Source organism: Actinomadura livida (genome assembly GCF_014648675.1).
GTDB classification, from domain to species: domain Bacteria; phylum Actinomycetota; class Actinomycetes; order Streptosporangiales; family Streptosporangiaceae; genus Spirillospora; species Spirillospora livida.
Map to the genome: position 1 here is coordinate 18,788 of NZ_BMRO01000028.1, position 23,693 is coordinate 42,480.

Annotated in this window: 21 protein-coding genes; 13 read left to right on the forward strand and 8 right to left on the reverse strand. The window is 70.9% G+C overall.

Annotated features, from left to right (window positions below; genetic code table 11):
* Positions 1-48: 48 nt before the first annotated feature.
* Entirely contained in the window at positions 49-1,314 is a 1,266-nt protein-coding gene (locus tag IEZ03_RS36550) for a class I SAM-dependent methyltransferase (RefSeq protein ID WP_184882210.1), read from the forward strand.
* A gap of 210 nt (positions 1,315-1,524) precedes the next feature.
* On the forward strand, positions 1,525-2,532 hold the full coding sequence (locus IEZ03_RS36555; RefSeq protein WP_229808818.1) for an ATP-dependent DNA ligase: 1,008 nt from the start codon (positions 1,525-1,527) through the stop codon (positions 2,530-2,532).
* A 20-nt stretch (positions 2,533-2,552) separates the two neighbouring features.
* Here the strand turns inward: IEZ03_RS36555 and IEZ03_RS36560 are convergent, their stop codons facing one another.
* Positions 2,553-3,443 (reverse strand): alpha/beta fold hydrolase, encoded by an 891-nt coding sequence (locus IEZ03_RS36560; protein ID WP_184882212.1) that lies wholly within the window; start codon positions 3,441-3,443, stop codon positions 2,553-2,555.
* A gap of 182 nt (positions 3,444-3,625) precedes the next feature.
* Between IEZ03_RS36560 and IEZ03_RS36565 the strand changes: the two genes are divergently transcribed.
* Complete coding sequence (locus IEZ03_RS36565; RefSeq protein WP_373293730.1) at positions 3,626-4,873, forward strand: cytochrome P450; 1,248 nt, start codon at positions 3,626-3,628, stop codon at positions 4,871-4,873.
* A 35-nt stretch (positions 4,874-4,908) separates the two neighbouring features.
* Here IEZ03_RS36565 and IEZ03_RS36570 read toward each other — a convergent pair whose 3' ends face one another.
* Positions 4,909-5,649 carry an SDR family oxidoreductase gene (locus tag IEZ03_RS36570; protein ID WP_184882215.1) on the reverse strand — a complete coding sequence of 247 codons (741 nt, stop codon included), beginning with the start codon at positions 5,647-5,649 and terminating at the stop codon, positions 4,909-4,911.
* 114 nt (positions 5,650-5,763) lie between these two features.
* On the opposite strand from IEZ03_RS36570, the gene IEZ03_RS36575 reads away from it, so the two are divergent.
* Complete coding sequence (locus IEZ03_RS36575; protein WP_184882217.1) at positions 5,764-6,612, forward strand: helix-turn-helix transcriptional regulator; 849 nt, start codon at positions 5,764-5,766, stop codon at positions 6,610-6,612.
* Between the two features lie 73 nt (positions 6,613-6,685).
* Here the strand turns inward: IEZ03_RS36575 and IEZ03_RS36580 are convergent, their stop codons facing one another.
* On the reverse strand, positions 6,686-8,230 hold the full coding sequence (locus IEZ03_RS36580) for a long-chain-fatty-acid--CoA ligase (RefSeq protein ID WP_184882219.1): 1,545 nt from the start codon (positions 8,228-8,230) through the stop codon (positions 6,686-6,688).
* A gap of 256 nt (positions 8,231-8,486) precedes the next feature.
* Between IEZ03_RS36580 and IEZ03_RS36585 the strand changes: the two genes are divergently transcribed.
* The gene (locus tag IEZ03_RS36585; RefSeq protein ID WP_184882221.1) at positions 8,487-9,101 is read left to right on the forward strand and encodes a hypothetical protein; all 615 of its coding nucleotides are present in this window, start codon (positions 8,487-8,489) and stop codon (positions 9,099-9,101) included.
* A 182-nt stretch (positions 9,102-9,283) separates the two neighbouring features.
* Positions 9,284-11,803, forward strand: a complete 2,520-nt coding sequence (gene leuS, locus IEZ03_RS36590; protein WP_229808819.1) for a leucine--tRNA ligase — start codon at positions 9,284-9,286, stop codon at positions 11,801-11,803.
* Positions 11,804-11,895: 92 nt separating this feature from the next.
* Here the strand turns inward: leuS and IEZ03_RS36595 are convergent, their stop codons facing one another.
* Positions 11,896-12,405, reverse strand: coding sequence for a GNAT family N-acetyltransferase (locus tag IEZ03_RS36595; protein ID WP_184882225.1), 510 nt, complete (start codon positions 12,403-12,405; stop codon positions 11,896-11,898).
* Positions 12,406-12,470: 65 nt separating this feature from the next.
* Positions 12,471-13,169: a transcriptional repressor LexA gene (gene lexA / locus IEZ03_RS36600; RefSeq protein ID WP_184882227.1), complete on the reverse strand. Its 699-nt coding sequence runs from the start codon at positions 13,167-13,169 to the stop codon at positions 12,471-12,473.
* Positions 13,170-13,343: 174 nt separating this feature from the next.
* Between lexA and IEZ03_RS36605 the strand changes: the two genes are divergently transcribed.
* The 3 genes from IEZ03_RS36605 to IEZ03_RS36615 all read left to right on the forward strand — a co-directional run bounded on the left by IEZ03_RS36605 (position 13,344) and on the right by IEZ03_RS36615 (position 17,520).
* Positions 13,344-13,676 carry a LysM peptidoglycan-binding domain-containing protein gene (locus tag IEZ03_RS36605; protein WP_184882229.1) on the forward strand — a complete coding sequence of 111 codons (333 nt, stop codon included), beginning with the start codon at positions 13,344-13,346 and terminating at the stop codon, positions 13,674-13,676.
* Positions 13,677-14,121: 445 nt separating this feature from the next.
* Complete coding sequence (gene nrdR / locus IEZ03_RS36610) at positions 14,122-14,595, forward strand: transcriptional regulator NrdR (protein ID WP_184882231.1); 474 nt, start codon at positions 14,122-14,124, stop codon at positions 14,593-14,595.
* Positions 14,596-14,715: 120 nt separating this feature from the next.
* The gene (locus tag IEZ03_RS36615) at positions 14,716-17,520 is read left to right on the forward strand and encodes a vitamin B12-dependent ribonucleotide reductase (protein WP_184882233.1); all 2,805 of its coding nucleotides are present in this window, start codon (positions 14,716-14,718) and stop codon (positions 17,518-17,520) included.
* A gap of 94 nt (positions 17,521-17,614) precedes the next feature.
* Here IEZ03_RS36615 and IEZ03_RS36620 read toward each other — a convergent pair whose 3' ends face one another.
* The gene (locus IEZ03_RS36620; RefSeq protein WP_184882235.1) at positions 17,615-18,346 is read right to left on the reverse strand and encodes a DoxX family protein; all 732 of its coding nucleotides are present in this window, start codon (positions 18,344-18,346) and stop codon (positions 17,615-17,617) included.
* Positions 18,347-18,547: 201 nt separating this feature from the next.
* Here IEZ03_RS36620 and IEZ03_RS36625 point away from each other — a divergent pair, with 201 nt between their 5' ends.
* The 4 genes from IEZ03_RS36625 (at position 18,548) to IEZ03_RS36640 (ending at position 22,102) form a co-directional block, all read left to right on the forward strand.
* The gene (locus tag IEZ03_RS36625; RefSeq protein ID WP_221480615.1) at positions 18,548-19,006 is read left to right on the forward strand and encodes a helix-turn-helix domain-containing protein; all 459 of its coding nucleotides are present in this window, start codon (positions 18,548-18,550) and stop codon (positions 19,004-19,006) included.
* Positions 18,999-19,367 (forward strand): DUF4180 domain-containing protein, encoded by a 369-nt coding sequence (locus tag IEZ03_RS36630; RefSeq protein ID WP_184882237.1) that lies wholly within the window; start codon positions 18,999-19,001, stop codon positions 19,365-19,367. Before IEZ03_RS36625 ends, IEZ03_RS36630 begins: the two co-directional genes overlap by 8 nt.
* A gap of 65 nt (positions 19,368-19,432) precedes the next feature.
* Positions 19,433-20,482 carry a lipoate-protein ligase LplAB gene (gene lplAB / locus IEZ03_RS36635; protein WP_184882239.1) on the forward strand — a complete coding sequence of 350 codons (1,050 nt, stop codon included), beginning with the start codon at positions 19,433-19,435 and terminating at the stop codon, positions 20,480-20,482.
* A gap of 141 nt (positions 20,483-20,623) precedes the next feature.
* Positions 20,624-22,102 carry a TerD family protein gene (locus IEZ03_RS36640; protein ID WP_184882241.1) on the forward strand — a complete coding sequence of 493 codons (1,479 nt, stop codon included), beginning with the start codon at positions 20,624-20,626 and terminating at the stop codon, positions 22,100-22,102.
* 18 nt (positions 22,103-22,120) lie between these two features.
* On the opposite strand, the gene IEZ03_RS36645 is transcribed toward IEZ03_RS36640, so the two are convergent.
* Both IEZ03_RS36645 and rnhB read right to left on the reverse strand, forming a co-directional pair.
* A complete protein-coding gene (locus tag IEZ03_RS36645; RefSeq protein WP_184882243.1) occupies positions 22,121-22,753 on the reverse strand; it encodes an HhH-GDP family DNA glycosylase in 633 nt (210 codons plus the stop codon).
* A gap of 79 nt (positions 22,754-22,832) precedes the next feature.
* On the reverse strand, positions 22,833-23,582 hold the full coding sequence (gene rnhB / locus IEZ03_RS36650; protein WP_184890450.1) for a ribonuclease HII: 750 nt from the start codon (positions 23,580-23,582) through the stop codon (positions 22,833-22,835).
* Positions 23,583-23,693: the final 111 nt, after the last annotated feature.

The following is a 23,693-nucleotide window of genomic DNA, read 5'->3' on the forward strand; positions in this document are numbered from 1 at the left end:
GGCCGGTCATCGCGGACCCGGCCGGGCGGAGAGACAGGAGGGATCACCATGACGCTGGCGAGGGTCTTCGAGCGGCTCGCCGGGGCTGAGGCGCCAGTGGAGTTCACGGCGTACGACGGTTCCCGGGCAGGGGTGCCCGGTGCCGACATCCGGTTCGACATCCGCTCGCCGTACGCGGTGTCGTACCTGCTGCACTCACCGGGAGCGCTGGGCCTGGCCCGCGCCTATGTCACCGGCATGATCGACGTCAACGGCGAGATGATCACGGCGCTGCGCACGATGCAGCAGGTGTTCAACGAGGTGACGCCGCGCGAGAAGGCGCGGATCCTCGGCGGCGTGCTCGGCGATCCGCTGCTGCGCGCCGCTGTCTCCCGCCGGCTCGACCCGCCGCCGCAGGAGGCGCCGTTCAGCCGCATCCCCTCGTGGCTGCGGCACTCCAAGCGCCGGGACGCGAAGGCGATCTCGCACCACTACGACGTGTCCAACACGTTCTACGAGTGGGTGCTCGGCCCTTCCATGGCCTACACGTGCGCGTGTTACCCCACGCCGGACGCCACGCTCGAGGAGGCGCAGTTCTTCAAGCACGACCTGGTCGCCAAGAAGATCGCCCTGAAGCCGGGCATGCGCCTGCTGGACGTGGGCTGCGGCTGGGGCGGCATGGTGATGCACGCCGCGAAGGAGTACGGCGTCCGGGCGCTCGGCGTCACGCTGTCCAAGCAGCAGGCCGAGTGGGCGCAGAAGGCCATCGCGGACCGCGGCCTGTCGGACCTCGCGGAGGTCCGGCACATGGACTACCGGGACGTCACCGAGTCGGGCTTCGACGCGATCAGCTCCATCGGGCTCACCGAGCACATCGGCAAGGCCAACCTGCCCGCCTACTTCTCCTTCCTGTACGGGAAGCTGAAGCCGGGCGGGCGGATGCTGAACCACACCATCACCCGTCCCGACAACATCGCGCCGTCCCGCAAGGAGAACGGCTTCATCAACCGCTACGTGTTCCCGGACGGCGAGCTGGAGGGCCCCGGCTACGTCCAGTGCCAGATGAACGACGCGGGCTTCGAGATCCGCCACCAGGAGAACCTGCGCGAGCACTACGCCCGCACGCTCACCGCCTGGTGCGAGAACCTCGATGAGCACTGGGACGAGGCCGTCGCCGAGGTCGGCGAGGGCACCGCCCGCGTGTGGCGCGTCTACATGGCCGGCTGCGTGCTCGGGTTCGACCAGAACTGGATCCAGCTGCACCAGACGCTCGGCGTCAAGCTGCACGGCGACGGCACCAGCGACATGCCGCTCCGCCCCGACTGGAATTCGTGACGCCCCACGGCCATCCGCCCGCCGAACCGCGACGAGCCGACCGGACGCTCCGGTCGGCTCGTCCCCGTTCCGGGACGGCGTCGTGAGCCGGCTCCCCGGCGGGCCCCCGGGCGGTCCAACCGCGGGTCAACATTCGCCCCGGGGGTCTATCGGCGCAGGCCGGGCGGGGTAGGCGGTCATCAGGACCGCCTAGTTCGGGGGGCGCGAGCCATGCACATCCGGTCCCCGGTGAAGCCGATGCTGGCCGCGACGATCGACCACATCCCGCCGCCGCGGTCGTGCCCGGGCGGCTGCCGCTACGAGCCCAAGTTCGACGGCTTCCGCGCGGTCGCGCTCGTGGCCGAGGACGGCGCCGTCCACCTGTCGTCCCGCCGCCGCACCCGCTTCAACGAGGCGTTCCCCGAGATCGTCGCGGCCGTCGCGGAGCAGCTCGCGCCGGGCACGGTCGTCGACGGGGAGATCGTCCGCTGGGCCGCCGACGGGAGCCTCGACTTCGGCGCGCTGCAGCGCCGCCACGTCGCCGGACGCCGCCGGGCCGAGCTCGCGCGGACCGAACCGTGCCACTACGTCGTGTTCGACGTCCTCGAGTCCGACGGCGTGGACCTGCGTCCGCGGCCGCTGCGGGAGCGCCGCACCGTGCTGGAGGCGCTGCTCGGCGCCGCCCCGCCGCACGCGCGCGTCGTCCTCACCCCGCAGACGTCCGACGCCGCGGAGGCGGAGCTCTGGTTCGAGGTCTTCGCCGCCCGGGGCATCGAGGGCCTCGTGGTCAAGGACGCCGACGGACGCTACCTGGAGGGGCGCCGCGGCTGGCGGAAGGTGAAGCGCCGCACCACCGCGGAGGCGATCATCGGCGGGGTGACCGGCACCCGGCAGGCTCCCGAGACGCTGATCCTCGGCCGCTACGACACCGGCGGGCGGCTCCGGGTCGTCGCGCGGACCACGCCGCTCCCGCCCGCCGCCCGCACGTCGCTGGCCGACCTCCTGCGGCACGCCGGCCCCGAGCATCCGTGGCCGGCGGAACTGCCCGCCGGGTTCGCCGGCGGCGTGTACGGGGCGCATCCGCCGATCCGGTACCTGCGGACCGAGCCGGAGATCGTGGTGGAGATGAGCGCGGACGCCGCCGTCGAGCACGGCCGCTGGCGGCACGCCGTCCGCTTCCTCCGGGTGCGGAGGGATCTGGAGCCGTCGGACGTGCGGCTCTTCGGCGACCCCACCTGACGGGCGCGCCCCTTCGAGAGCTACGCCAGCCAGTCGAGGACGCGGGTGTTCACGTCGTCGGGGCGGTCCAGCTGGAGGAAGTGCCCCGCGCCCGGGACGAGATGCGCCCGCGATCCCGGCGGCAGGGCGGCCTCGACGGCGCCGAGGTCCCCGCCGGGGGCGACCACGTCCGGGCCCAGGCAGCCGTCGTCCGCCCCGTGCAGGTAGAGGACGGGCAGCTCGCCCACCCTGTTCGCCGCCTCCTGCTCGGCCGCGAAACGCTCGACGAGCCGGGACGGGTCGAGCATGGCGCGGTAGTACCCGATGGCCGCCGCGACGTTGTCCGGCGCGGCCAGGCAGTCCATCACGCGGTCGACGTCCTGCGACCGGTCGCGGCCGTCGTCGGGGGACCAGTCGCGCCAGAGGCCCTCGACGAACGCGCGGTTCAGGGCGGCCTCGGCCAGCGGCGTCTGGAACACGAAGATGTAGAACGAGCGCTTGAGCTGCTCGTAGTCGAAGAACGCGGTGGTCATCACGGAGATGGGCGGGACGGACATGGTGACGACCCTGCGCCAGCGGTCCGGTGCGGCGTTCGCGGCGCCGTAGGTGGCGAAGGCGCCCCAGTCGTGGCCGACGATGACGGCGTCGGACCCGCCGCCGAGGGCGTCGTGCAGGGCGATGGCGTCCGCCGCGAGCGCGCCGCTCTGGTAGGTGGCGTCCGCGGGGACGGACGTGGGCGCGTACCCCCGCATGAACGGGGCGACGGCACGGTATCCGGCGGCGGCGAGCCCGGGCATGAGGTGCCGCCAGGTGTGCGGCGAGTCCGGGAAGCCGTGCAGGAGCAGCGCCAGGGGACCGTCCGCGGGGCCCGCCGTGAGGTATCCGAAGTCCAGCCCGTTCGCGCTGACCGATCCGGTCGTGATGTCGCTCATGTCCGCCTCCTCGGTTCGCGGCGCACGCTACCCCGCGCTCCGGTCCCGGCAGCGACCGGGGGTCGCCCGGAGGCGGCGTCAATGTGAGTGGCGTCACCGTGTCGAAAAGTGTGCACGCGTGGGTTTACTTTGAGAGGGTGCCTGTAAACCGAACGCGGTTCGGATCGATGAGGTGGTGGGACGTGCTCAAGGTCGAGGACATCAACCTGACCGACTGGGAGTTCTGGCGGCAGCCGCACGAGTACCGGCATGAGGCCTTCAAGGCCCTGCGCTGGCATCCCGAGCTCGTGCGCTTCGAGGAACCCGACATCATCATCATGCCGCAGGGGCCCGGCTACTACGCGCTGACCCGGCACGCCGACATCATCGAGGCGTCCCGGCGCCCGCAGGACTTCTGCTCCGGCAAGGGCGCCATCAGCATCCCGGACATGCCCGGCGACATGCACGAGTTCTTCGGCTCGATGATCAGCATGGACGACCCGCGGCACGCCAAGATCAGGCGGATCGTGTCCCGGGCGTTCTCCCCGCGCATGATCCAGCGCTTCGAGGACCAGGTCGAGGCCGTCGCCGGGGAGATCGTCGAGCGCGTCGCGACCGGCGGCGGCACGGGCGACTTCGTCGCCGACGTCGCCGCCCGGCTGCCCCTGAAGATCATCTGCGACATGATGGGGATCGACGAGTCGCACTACCAGACCGTCCTGGACGCCACGAACGTCATCCTCGCCGGCAACGACGCGGAGTTCATCCCGTCCGGCGACGCCGAGCAGATGGCGATGGCGCTGCTCGGCGCCGGCGAGACGCTCAAGAACCTGGTCGAGGACCTCGGCAGGCAGCGCCGCGCCGACCCCACCGACGACCTGACCTCCGCGCTGGTCAACGCCAACATCGACGGCGAGTCCCTGACCGACCAGGAGCTGGGCTCCTTCTTCATCCTCCTGGTCGTCGCCGGGAACGAGACCACCCGCAACGCGATCGCGCACGGCCTCGACCTGTTCACCCGCAACCCCGACCAGCGGGCGCTGCTCACCGAGGACTTCGACGACCGCATGCCCGGGGCCGTCGAGGAGATCGTCCGCTTCGTGTCGCCGGTGATCTGGATGCGCCGCACCGCGACTCGCGACACCACGCTGAACGACCACCATGTCAAGGAGGGCGACAAGCTCATCCTCTACTACTGGTCGGCCAACCGCGACGAGACGGTCTTCACCGACCCCGAGAAGTTCGACATCCTGCGCGACCCCAACCCGCACGTCGGGTTCGGCGGGCCGGGGCCGCACTTCTGCCTCGGCGCCCACCTGGCCAGGCGCGAGATCACCGTGATGTTCCGCGAGCTGCTCAGCCGCACGCCCGAGATCCGCGCTTCCGGCGAACCGGCCCGCCTGGAGTCCAACTTCATCAACGGGATCAAGCACCTGCCCTACACGATCTGACCGGCCCTACGACGGGCTGCCGGCCCCGGCCCCGATCACCAGGGCAGGGGCCGGCCCGGCCGCTCTCCGCCGCCCCGGAACGCGCCGGTCGGGCCGTCGTCGTCCAGGGTCGCCAGGAGGAACACCTCCGTGGCGCCCTGGACGGGCGTCCGGAACCCGGCGTGCCCGTTCATGTCGGTCGCGCAGTAGCCCGGGTCGGCCGCGTTCACCTTGATCGGGGTGCCGGCCAGATCCTTCGCATAGGCGACCGTGAGCGCGTTCACCGCCGTCTTGGACGACGGGTAGGCCAGCGAGTTCATCGGGAAGGACTCACCGGACGGGTCGCTCATAACGGCGAGCGATCCCAGCCCGCTGGACACGTTGACGATCCGTCCGGCCGAGGAGCGGCGCACGAGCGGCAGCATCGCGTTGGTCACGGCGACGACGCCGAACACGTTCGTCTCGTACACCTCGCGCATCGCCTCGACGGAGGTGGCGCTCGGGGCCGCCCATCCGGCGGCGGGCGCGATACCGGCGTTGTTGACCAGGACGTCCAGGTGTCCGTGCTCGCTCTCGATCCGCTTGGACGCGGCCTCGATCGTGGCGGGATCGGTGACGTCGAGGTGGACGAACCGGGCGTCGACCCCCTCCCCGCCCAGCGCCGCGGCGGCCTCCTCGCCGAGGCCGGCCGAACGCGCCCCGACGAGGACGGTCATGCCTTCGCGGCCCAGCAGCCGCGCCGTCTCGAACCCGATTCCCTTGTTGGCTCCTGTGATCAGGGCGATCTGTGCAGTCATGCCGGGAAGGCTGCTCGGTCACGGCGGCCTTGAGGAGAGACCGCCGGAAGCTGGGACCGGCGGTACCACCATGGGAGATGCCGCGGGGCGGTCCGCTCGGCCATGCTGGGACGCATGGACAGGGAGGAGATGGCCGGGTTCCTGCGTTCGCGCCGCGCACGCGTCCAACCGGCGGACGTGGGCCTGGAAGCGGGTCTCCGGCGCCGCACGCCCGGGCTGCGGAGGGAAGAGGTCGCGCGCCTGGCCGGGATGTCGGTGGACTACTACATCCGGCTGGAACAAGGGCGGGGGCCGCGTCCGTCCAGGCAGATACTGGGCGCGATGGCGCGCGCGCTGAGGCTCACCGACGACGAGCGCGCCCACCTCTTCAACCTCGCGGGGGAGCCCCCGGCGCCGCCTCCGGGACCGCCGCAGGAGGTGCCCGCGGGCATCCTCCACCTGCTGCAGCGCCTGGACGACACTCCCGCGTACGTGCTGGACGCCAAGTACGACGTCCTCGCATGGAACGACATGGCGACGGCGCTCATCACCGACTTCTCCGCGCTGGAGCCGCGCGACCGCAACCCGATGCGCGCCCATTTCCTGCGCCCCGGCCCGCGTTCACCGCACATCACGGACGAGGACGCGAACCAGCAGTTCGCGCGGCTGAGCGTCGCCGACCTGCGCGCCGCCCTCGGCCGCTACCCGGACGATCCCGGCGTGAAGGCCCTGATCGCCGAGCTGACGGAGGGCAGCGAGCTGTTCCGCCGGCTCTGGGCGAACCACCAGGTCGCGGTACGCCGGAGCGGCACCAAGAAGATCAAGCACCCCGTCGTCGGGGAGATCGAGGTCCACTGCGACGTCCTCGTCGTGCCCGAACGCGATCAGAAGGTCGTCCTCTACACGACCGCGCCCGGCAGCCGGTCCCACGAGGCCCTGAAGCTGCTCCGCGTCGTCGGGACGCAGGACCTCGCGCCGCGCTGAACCTCCGCTCCGCACGGGCCGGGGCCCGGGTTCCCGGCACGTGCCGGGAACCCGGGCCTGCGGGCGCGGCGGCTCAGCGCAGCTCGCGCTTGAGGATCTTGCCGGTGGCGGTCATCGGCAGCTCGTCGCGGAACTCGACGATCCGCGGGTACTTGTAGTTCGCGAACTGCTCCTTACCCCACGCGATCAGCTCGTCCTCGGTGAGGGCGGAGCCCGGCGTCCGGATCACGTACGCCTTGATCTCCTCGCCGTGCGACGGGTGCTCGACGCCCACGACGGCGGCCAGCGACACGTCCGGGTGGGTCATCAGGACCTCTTCGAGCTCCCGCGGGTAGACGTTGTACCCGCCCCGGATGATCATGTCCTTGGAGCGGTCGATGATGTAGTAGTAGCCCTCCTCGTCGCGGCGGGCCACGTCACCGGTGCGGAACCAGCCGTCCCGGATCGACTCCTCGGTCGCCTCGGGCCGGTCGTAGTAGCCCTTCATGATGTTGTGCCCGCGGATGGCGATCTCGCCGGGCCCCTCGCCCTCGACGTCCTTCCACTCGTCGTCGATGAGCTTCATCTCCACGCCCCAGACGGGCAGGCCGATCGAACCGGGCTTGGCCGGGCGGTCCGGGCGGTTGAAGGAGGCGACCGGCGACGTCTCCGACAGGCCGTAGCCCTCCAGGACGTCCACGTCGAACTTCTTCTTGACCCCCTTCAGGACCTCCATCGGCAGCGCCGACCCGCCCGAGACCGCGACCCGCAGGTTCTCCCGGATCGTCGCGACGTCCTCGTCGGAGGTGTCGTCGGTCAGCAGCCCCCAGTACATCGTCGGGACGCCCGCGAAGATGTTCACCTTCTCCTTGACCATCAGCTCGACGGCCTGCTTCGCCTCGAACCGCGGCTGCAGGACGAGCGTCGCCCGCCGGTAGAACCCGACGTTCATCACGCACGTCTGCCCGAAGATGTGGAACAGCGGCAGGGTCACCAGCGACGTGTCGTGCAGCGTCCGCTCGAAGAGCGTGTCGCTGACCATGGCGTTCGACAGCAGGTTGCTGTGCGACAGCTCGGCGCCCTTCGGCTGCCCCGTCGTCCCGCTGGTGTAGATGATGACGGCGGTGTCGTCCGGGTCGGTCAGCGCCGCGTCGAACGTGTCCGGCTGCCCGGCCAGCGCGGCCCAGAACAGCTCCGCCCCCTCGATCGGCGACTCGGTCGCCGCCGGGTTCGCCGGCAGCAGGAAGAAGTGCTCGCAGCCCTCCGCCTTCTCGAACCCGGCGTAGCCCGTCTCGCCGAGCGGGAGCTCCGGCGTCCCCTCGAAGCAGAACAGCGCCTTGGCGTCGGAGTCGGCGAGGTGGTAGGTGATCTCCCGCGGCTTGAGCAGGACGTTCAGCGGGACGACCACCGCGCCCGCCTTGAGCGCCCCGAAGTAGACCATCGGGAAGTAGGGCAGGTTCGGGCTGGACAGCGCCACCTTGTCGCCCGGTCCGACGCCGCGCGACCGCAGCAGGTTCGCGACCTGGTTGGCGACCGAGTCGATGAACGAGTAGGAGAGCCGGAGATCGCCGAACACGACCGCCTCGCGGTCGGGCGTCTCCCTGGCGGCGTCCTCCAGCAGCACGGACAGGTTGAGCATCGTGTGGCACTCCTCGCGCGTAAGTGACCGGCCGGTTAGTTACCGCCGAGTGTATGACTCATTTCGCCCATCCTCCTGCATGGGGATCTGCTCGCGCCATCCTTCAAGCCCGTTTGACGTGCGGTTTCCGTGCCGCTGACCGCGGAAAAGTTCTGGAGAAGCCTTCGGGGCGCGGGAACCGTTCCGGGACGGAACCCGGCGCATGCCGGGGGCGTCCCCGTTACGATGTGCCGCTCCACCCAGAAAGGCTCCGATCTTGATCATTTTCGGCTGGCGCGTCGTCTTCTTCACCCTGACCAGCGGGGTCTTCCACTGCCCCGGCTGCGGCGGCGACCGGGAGTACAGGCGCCGCCAGGGCCGCAACTTCTTCACCCTGTTCTTCATCCCGGTCGTTCCGCTCACCAAGACCGGCGGCGAATTCGTCGAGTGCGGCACCTGCAAGGGCCGCTGGGAGCCCGGCGTCCTCGACGTGCCGACCACCGCGCAGCTCGCGCAGATGCCCGCGATGCTCCTGCGCATGGCCATCGCGCAGGTCCTGCGCGCCGGCGACTACACCGCCCCGTCCTCGCGCTCCCGCGCCGTGGCCGTCGTCCAGCAGGCCGGCGTGGCCGGCTACGACGACGCCGCCCTGAACGGCGACCTCGCCCGCCCCTTCGACGAGGTGCGCATCGAGATGAACCGCGCCGCCGGCGCGCTCGCCCCCGAGGCGCGCGAGAGCATCCTGCGCGCCGCCGCCGAGATCGCCCTCACCGACGGGCGGCTCAGCGCCTCGGAGGAGGAGACCCTCTCCGCCGTCGGCGCCGACCTCCAGCTCACCCGCGTCCAGGTCACCGGCGTCGTCTCCATGGCCCGGCAGGCGTCCGGCCACTAACCCCCGCGGGAGGGCTTGCGATTGCGCTATTCTTGATGTATGTCAACCAGGCTGCTCCTTGTACGACCACGTTGACGAACTACTGACGTCAGCGTGGTGGCCCCTCCTGTGCGAGGGGCCATTTCATGTCGGCGCCAGCCTGGTCCCTGCCGGCGAGCGAGCAGAATTCGGAGTACGGAAGCGTGAGCAGCGACGTTACTTCCCGCGCGGCCGCGGGCGGTACGGGGGGATCGTCCCCCCTGAACGACGGGTACGACCCGCGGGCGATCCAGGACAAGTGGCAGGCCCGCTGGGCGGAGCTCGAACCGTTCACGGCCGACGAGAAGGACGAGGGCCGCGAGCGCCGCTACGCGCTGGACATGTTCCCCTACCCGAGCGGCGACCTCCACATGGGCCACGCGGAGGCGTTCGCCATCGGCGACGTCCCCGCGCGGTACTGGCTGCAGCGCGGCTACAACGTCCTGCACCCCATCGGCTGGGACTCCTTCGGCCTGCCCGCCGAGAACGCCGCCATAAAGCGCGACTCGCACCCCGCCGAATGGACGTACGCCAACATCGAGACCCAGGCGGCCTCGTTCCAGCGCTACGCCCCGTCCTTCGACTGGACGCGGCGCCTGCACACCTCAGACCCCGAGTACTACCGCTGGACGCAGTGGCTGTTCCTGCGCTTCTACGAGCGGGGCCTGGCCTACCGCAAGGGCGGCCACGTCAACTGGTGCCCCAAGGACCAGACCGTCCTGGCCAACGAGCAGGTCGTCGGCGGGCACTGCGAACGCTGCGGGGCGCTGGTCGAGAAGCGCGTCCTGACGCAGTGGTACTTCAAGATCACCGAGTACGCCGACCGGCTGCTGGACGACATGGAGCAGCTGGAGGGCAGGTGGCCCGAGCGCGTCCTGCTGATGCAGCGCAACTGGATCGGCCGCTCCACCGGCGCCGACGTCGACTTCGTCATCGAGGGCCGTGACGAGCCCGTCACCGTCTACACCACGCGTCCCGACACCCTGTACGGCGCGACGTTCATGGTCGTCGCCGCCGACGCCCCGCTGGCCGAGGAGATCTGCGCGCCCGACCACCGCGCCGCGTTCGAGGCCTATCGCGAGGAGGTCTCCCGCGAGAGCGAGATCGAGCGGCTGTCCACCGAGCGCGAGAAGACCGGCGTGTTCCTGGGCCGCTACGCGGTCAACCCGGTCAACGGCGAGCGGCTGCCGATCTGGGCGTCCGACTACGTCCTGGCCGAGTACGGGCACGGCGCGATCATGGCGGTGCCCGCGCACGACCAGCGCGACCTGGACTTCGCGCTGAAGTTCGGCCTGCCCGTCCGCGTCGTCGTCGAGACCGGGCAGCCCGACCCGGCCGAGACCGGCGTCGCCACCCCCGGCGACGGTGCGATCGTGAACTCCGGCCCGATCGACGGGCTGGTCAAGGGCGACGCCATCGCCCGCATCACCGAGATCCTGGAGGAGCGCGGCACCGGCCGCGCGTCGGTGAACTTCCGGCTGCGCGACTGGCTGGTGTCCCGGCAGCGGTTCTGGGGCTGCCCGATCCCGATCGTGCACTGCGCGTCGTGCGGCGAGGTCCCCGTCCCGGACGAGCAGCTGCCCGTGCGGCTGCCCGAGGGCCTGCGCGGCGCCGACCTGGCGCCCAAGGGCACCTCGCCGCTGGCCGCCGCGTCCGACTGGGTCAACGTCGCCTGCCCCAAGTGCGGCGGCGCCGCCACCCGCGACACCGACACCATGGACACGTTCGTCGACTCGTCCTGGTACTTCTTCCGGTACTGCTCGCCCGGCTACGAGCACGGCCCGTTCGACGTCGAGCAGGTCCGCAAGTGGATGCCGGTCGACCAGTACACCGGCGGCGTCGAGCACGCCATCCTGCACCTGCTGTACAGCCGGTTCTTCACCAAGGTCCTGCACGACATGGGCATGGTCGACTTCACCGAGCCGTTCCGCCGGCTGCTGAACCAGGGCCAGGTGATCAACCAGGGCAAGGCCATGTCGAAGACGCTGGGCAACGGCGTCGACCTGGGCGAGCAGATCGCCGAGTACGGCGTGGACGTCGTCCGGCTGGCGATCCTGTTCTCCGGCCCGCCCGAGGACGACATCGACTGGGCGGACGTGTCGACGCACGGCATGTCCAAGTTCCTGTCCCGCGTCCACCGCATCGCGACCGAGGTGTCCTCCGCGCCCGGCGTGGACGTCACGACCGGCGACACGGCGCTGCGCCGCGTCACCGCGCACACCGTCGACGAGGTCACCTCCCAGGTCGAGAACCAGCGGTTCAACGTCGCGATCGCCCGGATCATGGAGCTGGTCACCGCGACCCGCAAGGCCATCGACTCGGGCCCCGGCGCCGCCGACCCCGCCGTCCGCGAGGCCGCCGAGGCCGTCGCGACGATGCTGTCGCTGTTCGCCCCCTACACGGCCGACGAGGTGTGGGAGCTGCTGGGCCGCGAGGCACCGGTGATCCGCGCGGGCTGGCCGTCCGCCGACCCCGCCCTGCTGGTGGAGGAGTCGGTCACGTGCGTGGTCCAGGTGGCCGGCAAGGTCCGCGACCGCCTGGAGGTCCCACCGACGATCACCGCGGACGACCTGGAACGCCTGGCACTGGACTCCACCAGGGTCCGCGACAGCCTGGGCGGCGCCGAGATCGCCAAGGTGATCGTCCGCCCCCCCAAGATCGTCAACATCGTCCCCAAGCGCTGACCCGCCACCGGGCGGCCGCCCCACGGCGACCGCCCGGTCCCGCCCATCAGCGTCCGCGGCGGTCGGCCGTTCGGGATCGGGGAGTGTCTGCGTTAGTGCAGGTCTGTTTCCGGGGCGATGACCCAGTGGTTGGTCTGGAGGAGTCGGCCGGCGAAGGTCACCTCGGTTTGGGTGAGGAGGCGGAAGCCTACGGAACGGCAGATGCCGTTCGAGGCGGCGTTGCCGATCGCCGGGAAGGCGTGGACGAGGCCCCAGCGGCCTTCGTCCCGGGCCTGCTCCAGTAGCGTGCGGACGGCGCGTTTGCCGAGGCCGCGTCCCTGGAACTCGGGGAGGACCATCCAGCCGATCTCGGAGATCGGCCCGTCGTCGGTGCCGTGGGACCAGATGGTCACCGTCCCCGCCACGACGTCGGGGTGGCCCGCGTCGGGGACGATCATCTTGACCCATGCGAGGCCGTCCGCCGCCTGGCGGGCGTCCAGGCGGACCTTCTCCGCCATCCCTTCGCGGGGGAGAGGCCCGCCCAGGTCGGCCATCATGCCGGGGTCGCAGCGCATCCGGACATAGGCGGCTACGTCGTCGGGGGTGACGTCGCGCAGCTGCATCTGCTCCCTCTACGGCGCCGTCGTTCGCCCGGGCGGGGTGGCGGATCAGGTCGGGGCGCCGGTGGTCACATCTTGCGCAGGACCGCTACGACGCGTCCCAGGACCGAGGCGTCGTCGCCGGGGATCGGCTCGTAGGCGGAGTTCTGCGGCATCAGCCAGATGTGCCCGTCGCGGCGCTTGAACGTCTTCACGGTGGCCTCGCCGTCGATCATGGCCGCGACGATGTCGCCCTGCTCGGCGACCGGCTGCTGGCGCACGACCACCCAGTCGCCGTCGGCGATCGCGACGTCGATCATCGAGTCACCGGAGACCTTCAGCAGGAAGTGCGTGCCCTCGCCGACGAGCTGCTTGGGCAGCGTGAACACGTCCTCCACGGCCTCTTCGGCGAGGATCGGCCCACCGGCGGCGATCCGGCCCACCAGCGGGACGTAGGCGGGCGCGGGCTGCGCCGTGGTCGGCTGCGCGCCCTGTGTCTCGAAGGTGTCCTCGTCCGTGCGCACCGGCGTGGCGCCCGGTACCCGGACCTCCACGGCGCGCGGCCGGTTCGGGTCGCGCCGCAGGAAGCCCTTGCGCTGCAGTGCCCGGAGCTGGTGCGACACGCTGGAGGTGCTGGTCAGCCCCACGGCCTCGCCGATCTCGCGCATCGAGGGCGGGTAGCCCCGGCGCTGGACCGAGTCGCGGATCACCTCCAGCACCATGCGCTGCCGCTGGGTCAGGCCGGTCTCGTCCATGGGCCCGTCGGGCAGCTCCCGGACCTTGCTCATCGCTAGTCGCCTCCCGGGCGCCTCGAACCGTCACTCGTTGTCATGGAACGCTATCGCGTCCAGACCCGATGATCAAACAATTGTTCGAAGATGCCCTCGCTTTTTGTCGACGTCCCCTGTAGAACATCGTACATACGTTCGATCGAAAATGCATTCGACGTCGAGGAGGGAGAGATGCCGGGTTCACCGCAGAGTGACCGGACCCCGATCCGCCTGACCCGCCGCGGCCGTGCGGTACTGATCATTTTCGCCGCCGCCGTCACGCTCGTATCGCTGTGGCTCACCGTCGGTACGGGAGCACTGGCCGGCGGACGAGAAAGCCATGCGCCGTCCACCCGCGGAGAAACCGTCGTCGTCGAGCCCGGCGAGACCCTCTGGGACATAGCCACCGATACCGACCCGGGCAATGACCCCCGTCTTGTCGTCCAGCGCATCTTGGACCTGAACGGCCTGGGCGGTGACCCGACCGTCCGGCCGGGCCAAGAACTCCGCCTCCCCGTCCGCTGAGCCCTTAGCGCGACCTCCACTCCGAGGGCCCGCTGCTGGCAAGTGCTCGCCTGCCGGGGTGGTCCACGAGACCAAGCCGTCCGCCCCCTGTGAGCGCCCGGCGCACGGGCTGAACCGTCGGCGCCCTGTACGGGCCGCCTCCACTCCCGGTGCGGCGCAGGAGCGGTTCCGGGTCGGTCCAGGCGGCGCTGACCAGGGGATCCGTCACCGTCGGGGTCCGTGGTGCGGACGGGCTGTGACGACACGCCCGGGCCGGGAAACGGGACGCCTTACGTGACCTGGGGGGACGGGCCGATGTGACCCGTGAGGCATCCGATCAGGTTGCGTACGCCTGCGGTGGGCCGTACGGTTGCACCACAACATCTAGTAGTCACACCGATGTACTTCACCTATATATGGCGATGTTCAGAGGTGTGAAGTGTTTTAGCCAGGGGAGGGATTGGACGTGCACTGCCCGTTCTGCCGCAACCCTGACACCAAAGTGATCGACAGCCGCTCCACCGACGACGGGGCCGCCATCAGGCGCCGCCGGTCGTGTGCCGAATGCGGCAAGCGATTCACGACGCAGGAGAATGTGCTCGTGATGGTGGCCAAGCGAAGCGGGGTCACCGAGCCGTTCTCCCGGGAAAAGATCATCGCCGGTGTGCGCAGGGCCTGCCAGGGCCGTCCGGTCGACGAGGATGCGCTCGCGAAGCTGGGACAGCGGGTCGAAGAGGAGATCAGATCCTCCGGCTCCGCGGAAATCCCCTCGCACGAGATCGGCCTCGCGATCCTGGGGCCGCTCGGCGAACTCGATGAGGTCGCCTATCTGCGATTCGCCTCGGTCTACCGGAGCTTCGAGTCGCTGGACGACTTCGCCAAGGAGATCGAAACACTGCGGAAGGCCGGTTACTCGGGGGAGCCCGGCCCGTCCCGGTAGGGGACGGGCTCCGGAAGCACAAGCAGCAAACGTAAAGCGCCTCCGCGCGGGCATGCCCGACGCGGCGGCGGGGTTGTTCCTGAACAGGGCCCGGCGGGAGGGCCCGAGAGGGGGAAGGTCATGACGGAGACGGTGAGCGGCTCGGCGGCGCGGCGCGGCAAGGGGGGCCGCAAAGGGCTGAAGGTCGAGCGCATTTTCACCTCGCCCGGCGTGCATCCGTACGACGAGCTGCGCTGGGAACGTCGTGACGTCGTCATGACCAACTGGCGCGACGGCTCGGTGAACTTCGAGCAGCGCGGCGTCGAGTTCCCCGACTTCTGGTCGCTGAACGCCGTCAACATCGTCACGTCCAAGTACTTCCGCGGGGCGGTCGGCACGCCGCAACGTGAATGGAGCCTCAAGCAGCTCGTCGACCGCGTTGTCGGCATGTACGTGAAGACCGGCCGCGAGCATGGCTATTTCGCCTCCGACGAGGACGCCGAGGTCTTCGAGCACGAACTGAAGTACGCCCTCGTCCACCAGATGTTCAGCTTCAACTCGCCGGTCTGGTTCAACGTCGGGACCAAGTCCCCGCAGCAGGTGAGCGCCTGCTTCATCCTGTCGGTGGACGACACGATGGAGTCGATCCTGGACTGGTACAAGGAAGAGGGCGTCATCTTCAAGGGCGGCTCCGGCGCCGGCCTGAACCTCTCCCGCATCCGCTCCAGCAAGGAGCTGCTCTCGTCCGGCGGCACGGCCAGCGGGCCCGTCTCGTTCATGCGCGGTGCCGACGCGTCCGCCGGGACGATCAAGTCGGGCGGCGCGACCCGGCGGGCCGCCAAGATGGTCGTGCTGGACGTGGACCACCCCGACGTCGGGGAGTTCATCGAGACCAAGGCGCGCGAGGAGGACAAGATCCGCGCGCTGCGGGACGCCGGGTTCGACATGGACCTCGGCGGCAAGGACATCGGCAGCGTCCAGTACCAGAACGCCAACAACTCCGTCCGCGTGTCGGACGAGTTCATGCGGGCCGTCGAGTCGGACGGCGAGTTCGCGCTGCGCGCCCGGATGACCGGCGAGGTCGTGGAGACCGTCCGCGCCAAGGACCTGTTCCGGCTGATGGCGAAGGCCGCGTGGGAGTGCGCCGACCCCGGCATCCAGTACGACGACACGATCAACGACTGGCACACCAACCCCGAGACCGGGCGCATCACCGCGAGCAACCCGTGCTCGGAGTACATGAGCCTGGACAACTCGTCCTGCAACCTGGCGAGCATCAACCTGCTGAAGTTCCTCACCGGCGCGGGGACGTTCGACGTCGCCAGGTTCGTCAAGCTCACCGAGCTGATCATCACGGCGATGGACATCTCGATCACGTTCGCCGACTTCCCGACCGAGAAGATCGCGGAGACGACCCGCGACTACCGGCAGCTCGGCATCGGGTACGCCAACCTCGGCGCGCTGCTGATGGCGACCGGCCACGCCTACGACTCCGACGGCGGGCGGGCGCTCGCCGCGGCGATCACGTCCCTGATGACGGGCGTCGCCTACCGCCGGTCCGCCGAGATGGCCGGCGTCGTCGGCCCGTACGCGGGGTACGCGCGCAACGCCGAGGGCCACAAGCGCGTCATGCGCAAGCACGCCGCGGCGAACGACGGCATCCGGACGCTCGGCGACATGGACAAGGCCATCCACGCCACGGCCGCGAAGCAGTGGCAGGAGTGCCTCAAGGCCGGTGAGAAGCACGGCTACCGCAACGCCCAGGCCAGCCTGCTCGCGCCCACCGGGACCATCGGCCTGATGATGGACTGCGACACGACCGGCATCGAGCCCGACCTGGCGCTGATGAAGTTCAAGAAGCTCGTCGGCGGCGGTTCGATGCAGATCGTCAACCACACGGTGCCGCGGGCGCTGGAGCAGCTCGGCTACCAGCAGGAGCAGATCGAGGCGATCGTCGAGTACATCGCCGAGCACGGGCACGTGGTGGACGCCCCCGGCCTGCGGCCCGAGCACTACGAGGTGTTCGACTGCGCGATGGGCGAGCGGGCGATCAGCCCGATGGGGCACGTCCGGATGATGGCGGCGGTGCAGCCGTTCCTCAGCGGGGCGATCTCCAAGACCGTGAACATGCCGGAGAAGGCCACGATCGAGGACATCGAGCGGGTCTACTTCGAGGGCTGGCGGCTCGGGCTGAAGGCCCTGGCGATCTACCGCGACAACTGCAAGGTGGGCCAGCCGCTGTCGGCCGCGGGCAAGAAGGAGGCGGAGAAGGCGGAGCCGGCGACGCCGCGTCCCGTCCGGCGGCGGCTGCCGAAGCAGCGCCCGGCGACCGTGACCCGCTTCTCCGTGGCCGGGGCCGAGGGGTACATGACGGCCTCGTCCTACCCGGACGACGGTGTCGGCGAGGTCTTCCTCAAGCTCGGCAAGCAGGGCTCCACGCTCGCCGGCGTGATGGACGCCTTCTCGATGGCGATCTCCATCAGCCTCCAGTACGGCGTGCCGCTGGAGACGTGGGTGGAGAAGTTCACCAACATGCGGTTCGAGCCCGCCGGCATGACCGACGACCCGGACATCCGCATGGCGACGTCGGTGATGGACTACATCTTCCGCCGGCTGGCGCTGGACCACCTGCCGTACGAGGAGCGCGCGGGGCTCGGCATCCTGACCGCCGAGGAGCGCGCGATGCAGGCCAACGGCGAGGACCCCGCGGCCCTGCACGGCGACGAGGTCGACCACGAGTCGCTGGCCCAGTCCGCCGAGATCAGCAGGCCGCAGGCCGCGGCCGCGGCCCCGGCGGGTGAGGCGCGGTCGTCCATGGAGATCATCGAGAGCCGCGAGGGCCGCACGGCGGACGCGCCGCTGTGCCTGACCTGCGGCACGAAGATGCGTCCCGCGGGCAGCTGCTACGTCTGCGAGGGCTGCGGCTCCACCAGCGGCTGCAGCTGAGGGTTCGTCGCGGGCCCGGTCATCGTGACCGGGCCCGGGCGGGCTCGCGGTTTCAGGGAGGGAATCGGCTTCGGCCGGTTCCCTCCTCGCCGTTTCAGGTGGGAGTGTCCTCGTCCGTGCCGGGGGTGCGCTTGATCGGCTGGGTGCGGGACGCGCGGCGCCGCTGGTTCTTGCGGCCCGCGACCAGCACGTCGTCCTCGGCGCCTTCTCCGGCCTTGCCGGACCCGGACGTGTCCGGCTTGTCGGGGGCGCCGGTGTCCTTGGGCGGATCCAGGGAGGGCGTCCGGTCCTTCGCGGGACGGGGGGAGCGGGGCTTCTTCGCGGGCTTGGTCTCGGCCGCGCGGAGCGACGCCACGAAGCTCGCGGCGTCCTCCTCCTCGTCGCCGTCGTTCTCCGGGGTCCGCGCCCGCCGCCCCAGGATCCACTGGTCGGCGGTCAGCCGGCCGCCGCCGCCCGCGGCGAACAGCAGGCTGATCATGCCGAGGGCGAGGACGAGTTCGTAGCCGTTCTGGACGTTCTCGCCGTCCACCATGAACAGGCCCTGGTCCGCGTGCACGAAGACGAACGCGCCGGCCATGTCCAGGAAGAGCAGGGCGCCGGTGACGGGCAGGCCGAGCCCGGCGATCAGCGCGGCCCCGCCGAGGAGTTCGACGAAGGCGGAGTAGACGGCGGCGGCGGTCGGCAGCGGGACGCCGAGGTCGTCGAACGAGCGGCTCGTCGCGGTGACGCCCGCCTCGATCTTCTGCCAGCCGTGCGCCATGAACACGACGCCCACGCCGAGTCGCGCGAGGACCGCCGCGATGTCGTAGAGCGGCCTTGTCCGCATGCCATCGACTCCTTCACGGGGGATTGCGGCCCGGTGTCCGACGGAGAGTATGACCTCAGCCGGTCGGGTCGCGCGAACATACCAGGTGAATCGGCACGGGGAGCCGTCAATGCGACAGATCACCCGCCGCAGGGGAAGGGGGCGCACGCCAGTGTTCCCTAAAGTTACCTATCGCTCCTGGATTGGGTACGATGGGGAACGATGGTTGAGAAAATGTACGCGGTCGAGGAGGTCGCGGAGCTGCTCGGGCTGCACGTGCGCACCGTCCGGGGCTACATCCGCACCGGCCGGCTCAAGGCGGTGCGGATCGGCAAGCAGTACCGGATCGCCCAGGCGGACCTGGACGAGCTGACCGGGCGCGGGAAGTCCGCGGAGTCCGCTCCCGCGGGCGCCCCGCAGGTGGAGGTGTCGAGCATCGTGCAGGTCGACGGCATCGACCGCGCCGCGGCCGACCGGCTGGGCACGCTCCTGCTGGCCGGGGTGAACACCGGGGACCCGTCCCACCAGCTCCGCGTGCAGACGGTCCACGACCGGGAGCGGAACCGCATGAAGATCGTGATTCTGGGCGGCGCCGCCGCCACCGCCGATGTGCTGCGCCTGCTCGAAGCGGTGCTCGGCGGCGACAACGGATTGCTCGTCCGGGAGGATGGCGATGGCTGACGTCACGCAGGAGCGCGCGGGCGTGCAGGTGATGGTGTGCGACCCGGCCGGTCCGCCGGTGGCGACCGTGGAGGACGCGCTCGACCTGATCGGTGCGGCGTTCCTCGGCGCCGAGGTGGTGGCCCTGCCCGCGGGCCGGCTGGACGAGGACTTCTTCTCCCTGGGCACCCGGTTCGCGGGCGAGGTGATGCAGAAGTTCGTCAACTACCGGCTGCGGCTGGCCGTCGTCGGGGACATCTCCGCGCACCTGGCCGCGAGCTCGGCGCTGCGGGCGCTCGTCAGCGAATCGAACGCGTCCGGTCACGTGTGGTTCGTCCCTGACCTGGAGGCGCTCGACGCGCGACTCCGGGCGGTCGCCTGAGCCGGCGCCCCGGCCCCCGCCCGGCGAGGAATCAAGCACGCTCAGCCGAGGTTGGCACGAGTGTGATGCACGGTGAGTACAAGGTCCCGGGTGGCAAGCTCGTCGTCGCGGACGTCGAGGTCGTGGACGGCCTGCTGCGCGGGCCGAGGATCAGCGGCGACTTCTTCCTGGAGCCGGACGAGGCGCTGGAGGCCATCAACGCCGCGCTGGAGGGCCTGCCGGCGAAGCTCGACGCCAAGGCGATCGGCGAACGCGTCGAGGCGGGGCTGCCGAAGGGCACGGCCATGCTGGGGATCACCGCCGAGGCCGTGGGCATCGCGGTACGGCGGGCGCTGGTGCGGGCGTCGGACTGGCGCGACCACGGCTGGCACCTGATCCACGAGCCGGCGCAGGAACCCGTGCTGCACATGGCGCTCGACCAGGTCCTCGCGGAGGAGGTCGGCGCGGGCCGGCGGCCCCCGACGCTGCGGGTGTGGGAGTGGGCGTCGCCGGCGGTGGTCATCGGCAGCTTCCAGTCGCTGCGCAACGAGGTCGACGCCGCGGCCGCCGAACGGTACGGGGTCACGGTGGTCCGGCGGATCAGCGGCGGCGGCGCGATGTTCATCGAGCCCGGCAACACGATCACGTACTCGCTGTACGCGCCGGACACGCTGGTCGCCGGCATGTCGTTCGCGGAGAGCTACGCGTTCCTGGACGACTGGGTGCTCGGGGCGCTCGGCGAACTCGGGATCAGGGCGTGGTACCAGCCGCTGAACGACATCACCTCCGACCACGGCAAGATCGCGGGCGCGGCGCAGAAGCGGCTGTCCTCGGGCGTGGTCCTGCACCACGTGACGATGGCGTACGACATCGACGCCGAGAAGATGCTGCGGGTGCTGCGGATCGGCAGGGAGAAGATCTCCGACCGGGGGATCGCCAGCGCCGTCAAGCGCGTCGATCCGCTGCGCCGCCAGACGGGGCTGCCCCGGGAGCGGGTCATCGACCGGATGATCGAGCACTTCCGCGGCCGGTACGGGCTGGCCCGCGACCGGGTGACCGAGGACGAGCTGCGCCTCGCGGGCAAGTACGTCACCGACAAGTTCGGCACCCCGGAGTGGACCGCCCGCGTCCCGTGAGCGCGGTGCGGCAACGTCCGGCGGAGCGTCGCCGCACGGAACTCCACGCCGTTCCCACACGTCATTTCCTTCCGCGGCAGGTCGCGGGGTCGCCATGACTGGCCGTAGGTTGGGGTCACCGATCGACGATGAGGAGCGTGCATGTCGCTGCAGAAGGGCGCCAACACCGCGGTGCCGGTTCCCTCGGTCCGGGTCGAGCTGGGCTGGCAGAGCGGCCTGGGTGTGCCCGACGCGGACGCGTCGGCGCTCCTGCTGGCCGAATCCGGCCGGGTGCGCTCGGACGACGACTTCGTCTTCTACAACCAGCCCGCGCACGGCTCGGGCGCGGTCCGCCATGAGGGCAAGCAGCGGGGGGCGACCGTCCTGGACGTCCTCTCGGTCGATCTGAACCGGGTCGAGCCGGCCATCGACAAGATCGTGATCGCGGCGTCGTCCGACGGCGGGACGTTCGGCCAGTTCCAGGGCCTGTACGTCCGGGTGGTGGACGCCGCGGGAGGCGCGGAGGTCGCCCGGTTCGACAGCGTGGGCGCGACCAGCGAGACGGCGTTCGTGCTCGGCGAGCTCTACCGCCGGCAGGGCGCCTGGAAGTTCCGCGCGGTCGGGCAGGGCTACGACTCCGGGCTCGCCGGTCTGGCCACCGACTACGGCATCTCGGTCGACGACCCGGGCCACCAGGCCGCACCGCCGCCGCCCGCGCCTCCTCAGCAGCCCCCTCAGCAGCCCATGGCGCCGCCCGTCCCTCCGCAGCCGCAGGCGCCGCCGCCTCCGCCCGGCCAGTACGCGCCTCCGCCGCCCCCGCCTGGGCAGTACGCGCCGCCGCCTCCCCCCGGGCAGTACGCGCCGCCGCCTCCTCCGCCGGGGCAGTACGCTCCGCCGCCGCCCCCTCCGGGCGGCCAGTACGCCCCGCCGCCTCCGCCCGGGGCCGCGCCGCCCCCGCCCGGCCAGTACGCGCCTCCGCCGCCGCCCCAGCAGCCTCAGCAGCAGCCGGGCGGGACCGTCTCGCTGACCAAGAGCGCGCCGTCGGTCTCCCTGACCAAGCACGGCGCGACGTCCGGTCACATGCGGGTCAACCTCAACTGGAGCGCCCGGGAGGGCGCGGCCAAGGGGTTCCTCGGCAAGCGCCGCCGCGGCCTCGACCTCGACCTCGACCTGTGCTGCCTCTGGGAGCTCCGGGACGGGCGCAAGGGCATCATCCACGCGCTCGGCGACATGGGCGCCCTCGACCGCCCGCCCTACATCAAGCTCGACAAGGACGACCGCACGGGCGCGATCGCGACGGGCGAGAACCTCCACATCAACCTCGACCACACCGCCGACTTCAAGCGGATCCTGGTCTTCGCCGAGATCTACGACGGCGCCGACGACTTCCGCGGCCTGGACGCGGTCGCCACGCTGTTCCCGGTGGGCGCGCCGCCGATCGAGATGCGCATGAACGACTGCGTCGACGCGTCGCGGGACGCGGTCCTGGCGCTCATCGAGAACGTGGGCGGTGAACTGGTCGTCCGCCGTGAGGGCCGGTACGTGCTGCCGCCTCCCGGCCGTCCGCGCTGGGGGAAGATGACGGTCGACCAGGCGTACAACTGGAACCTGGAGTGGGTCGCCGCCCGCGGCAAGGACTGAGGTGAGAGGCCCGCGGCTTCAGGCGGCCTTGACGGCGTCGGCCAGCTTCTTGTCGCGGGCCACCCGCACCAGTGCGGCGGTCAGCCGGGCGAGGTCCTTGTCGGGCACCCGCGCGGCGAGTTCGCCGGCGTCGGTGGGAAGGCCGAGCCGTTCGGCGCCCTTCTTCACCTGGCCGTCGACGTAGGGGCGGAGCCACGGCCAGATGGCCTGGGCCTCGCGGCAGAAGATGTCCACGCCGGTGGGGCCGATGCCGGGGAACTCCTGCAGTAGCTCGGCCGCCTTCTTGGGGTCGCGCTCGGCTTCGACGGCGAGGCGCCTGAGGTCGCCCTTGTACTTGTCCTGGACGATCTCGGCCATGTCTCCCAGGCGGGACGCGGTGCTCTCGTCGTAGCGCACGTAGCGGCCGCGTCCGAGCGCGTCGACGCGTTCCTGCCAGGTCAGCCTGCTCATCCCGCGCGGCGTCCCGCCTCCGGCCTCGAACAGCTCGCGCGCCGCCGAGAGGGCGATGTCCGAGGGGATGCGGGCGCTCAGCAGGTTGGTGAGGACCAGCAGCTTGAACAGCGCGGCGGGCTGGTCCTTCAGGGGGATGCCGACCTCCTCGGCGAACGTCCCACCCGACTCGTGCAGGAGCTTCTTGACGACGGTGTCCATGGCATGTACCTCCCGCTGTCGCGCTACCCGAGTCGGCAGCGATGACTCACGCGGGCAGGGGGCTCCGTCATGGGACCGGTCATAGGAGGCTGAGCTGCCCTTCGCCTGCCATGGGGTCGCGGTGCTTCTTCAGGTGCCGCCAGCGTGGAAGGTCGTCCAGATAGGACCAGGACATCCTGTGGTGCGGTGTGGGGCCGAACTCCTCCAGGGCCTTCTGGTGGGTGGGCGACGGGTATCCGGCGCTGTCCGCGAACCCGTAACCGGGGTGCACGCCGTCCAGCTCGGCCATCAGCCGGTCGCGATGGACCTTCGCCAGGACGGAGGCGGCCGCGACCGTGACCGACCTCTGGTCGGCCTTGACCTCGCACCGCACGCGCCACGGCCGGCTGAGGAAATCGTGCTTGCCGTCCAGGATGACCACGTCGGGTGGGACGGGCAGCGACTCCAGGGCGCGGACGGCGGCGCGCCGCAGCGCCTCGGTCATGCCGACCTCGTCGATCTCCTCGGGACCGGACGCGGCGACCGCGTGCCCGGCGAGCCAGCCGGGCAGCACCTCGGCGAACGACTCGCGGTGGTCCTCGGTGAGCAGCTTGGAGTCGGTCAGCCCGATCACTCTCTTGCCCCGGCCTTGCAGGACGGGCGGCGGGCTCAGGTCGGTGACCGCCGCGCACACGACGACCGGGCCCGCCCAGGCGCCGCGGCCGACCTCGTCCACCCCGGCGATCCTGATGGGACGACCCCTCCCGGACGGCGCGGCCCGAAGCTCGTCTTCTATCTCGTAGCCCGCGACGCGGGAGGCGGCGACGCTGTCCGCCGGGGCGGGATCCAGGCCGGGCAGGGCACAGGTGGAGTCGGCCAAGGGGTCTCCGTAAGTTGTTAGGCGGCCCGGGAGGGCCGGGTGTGGCTGATGGGGTCTTGCCTGTTGTGGCTCCGAAGGAGT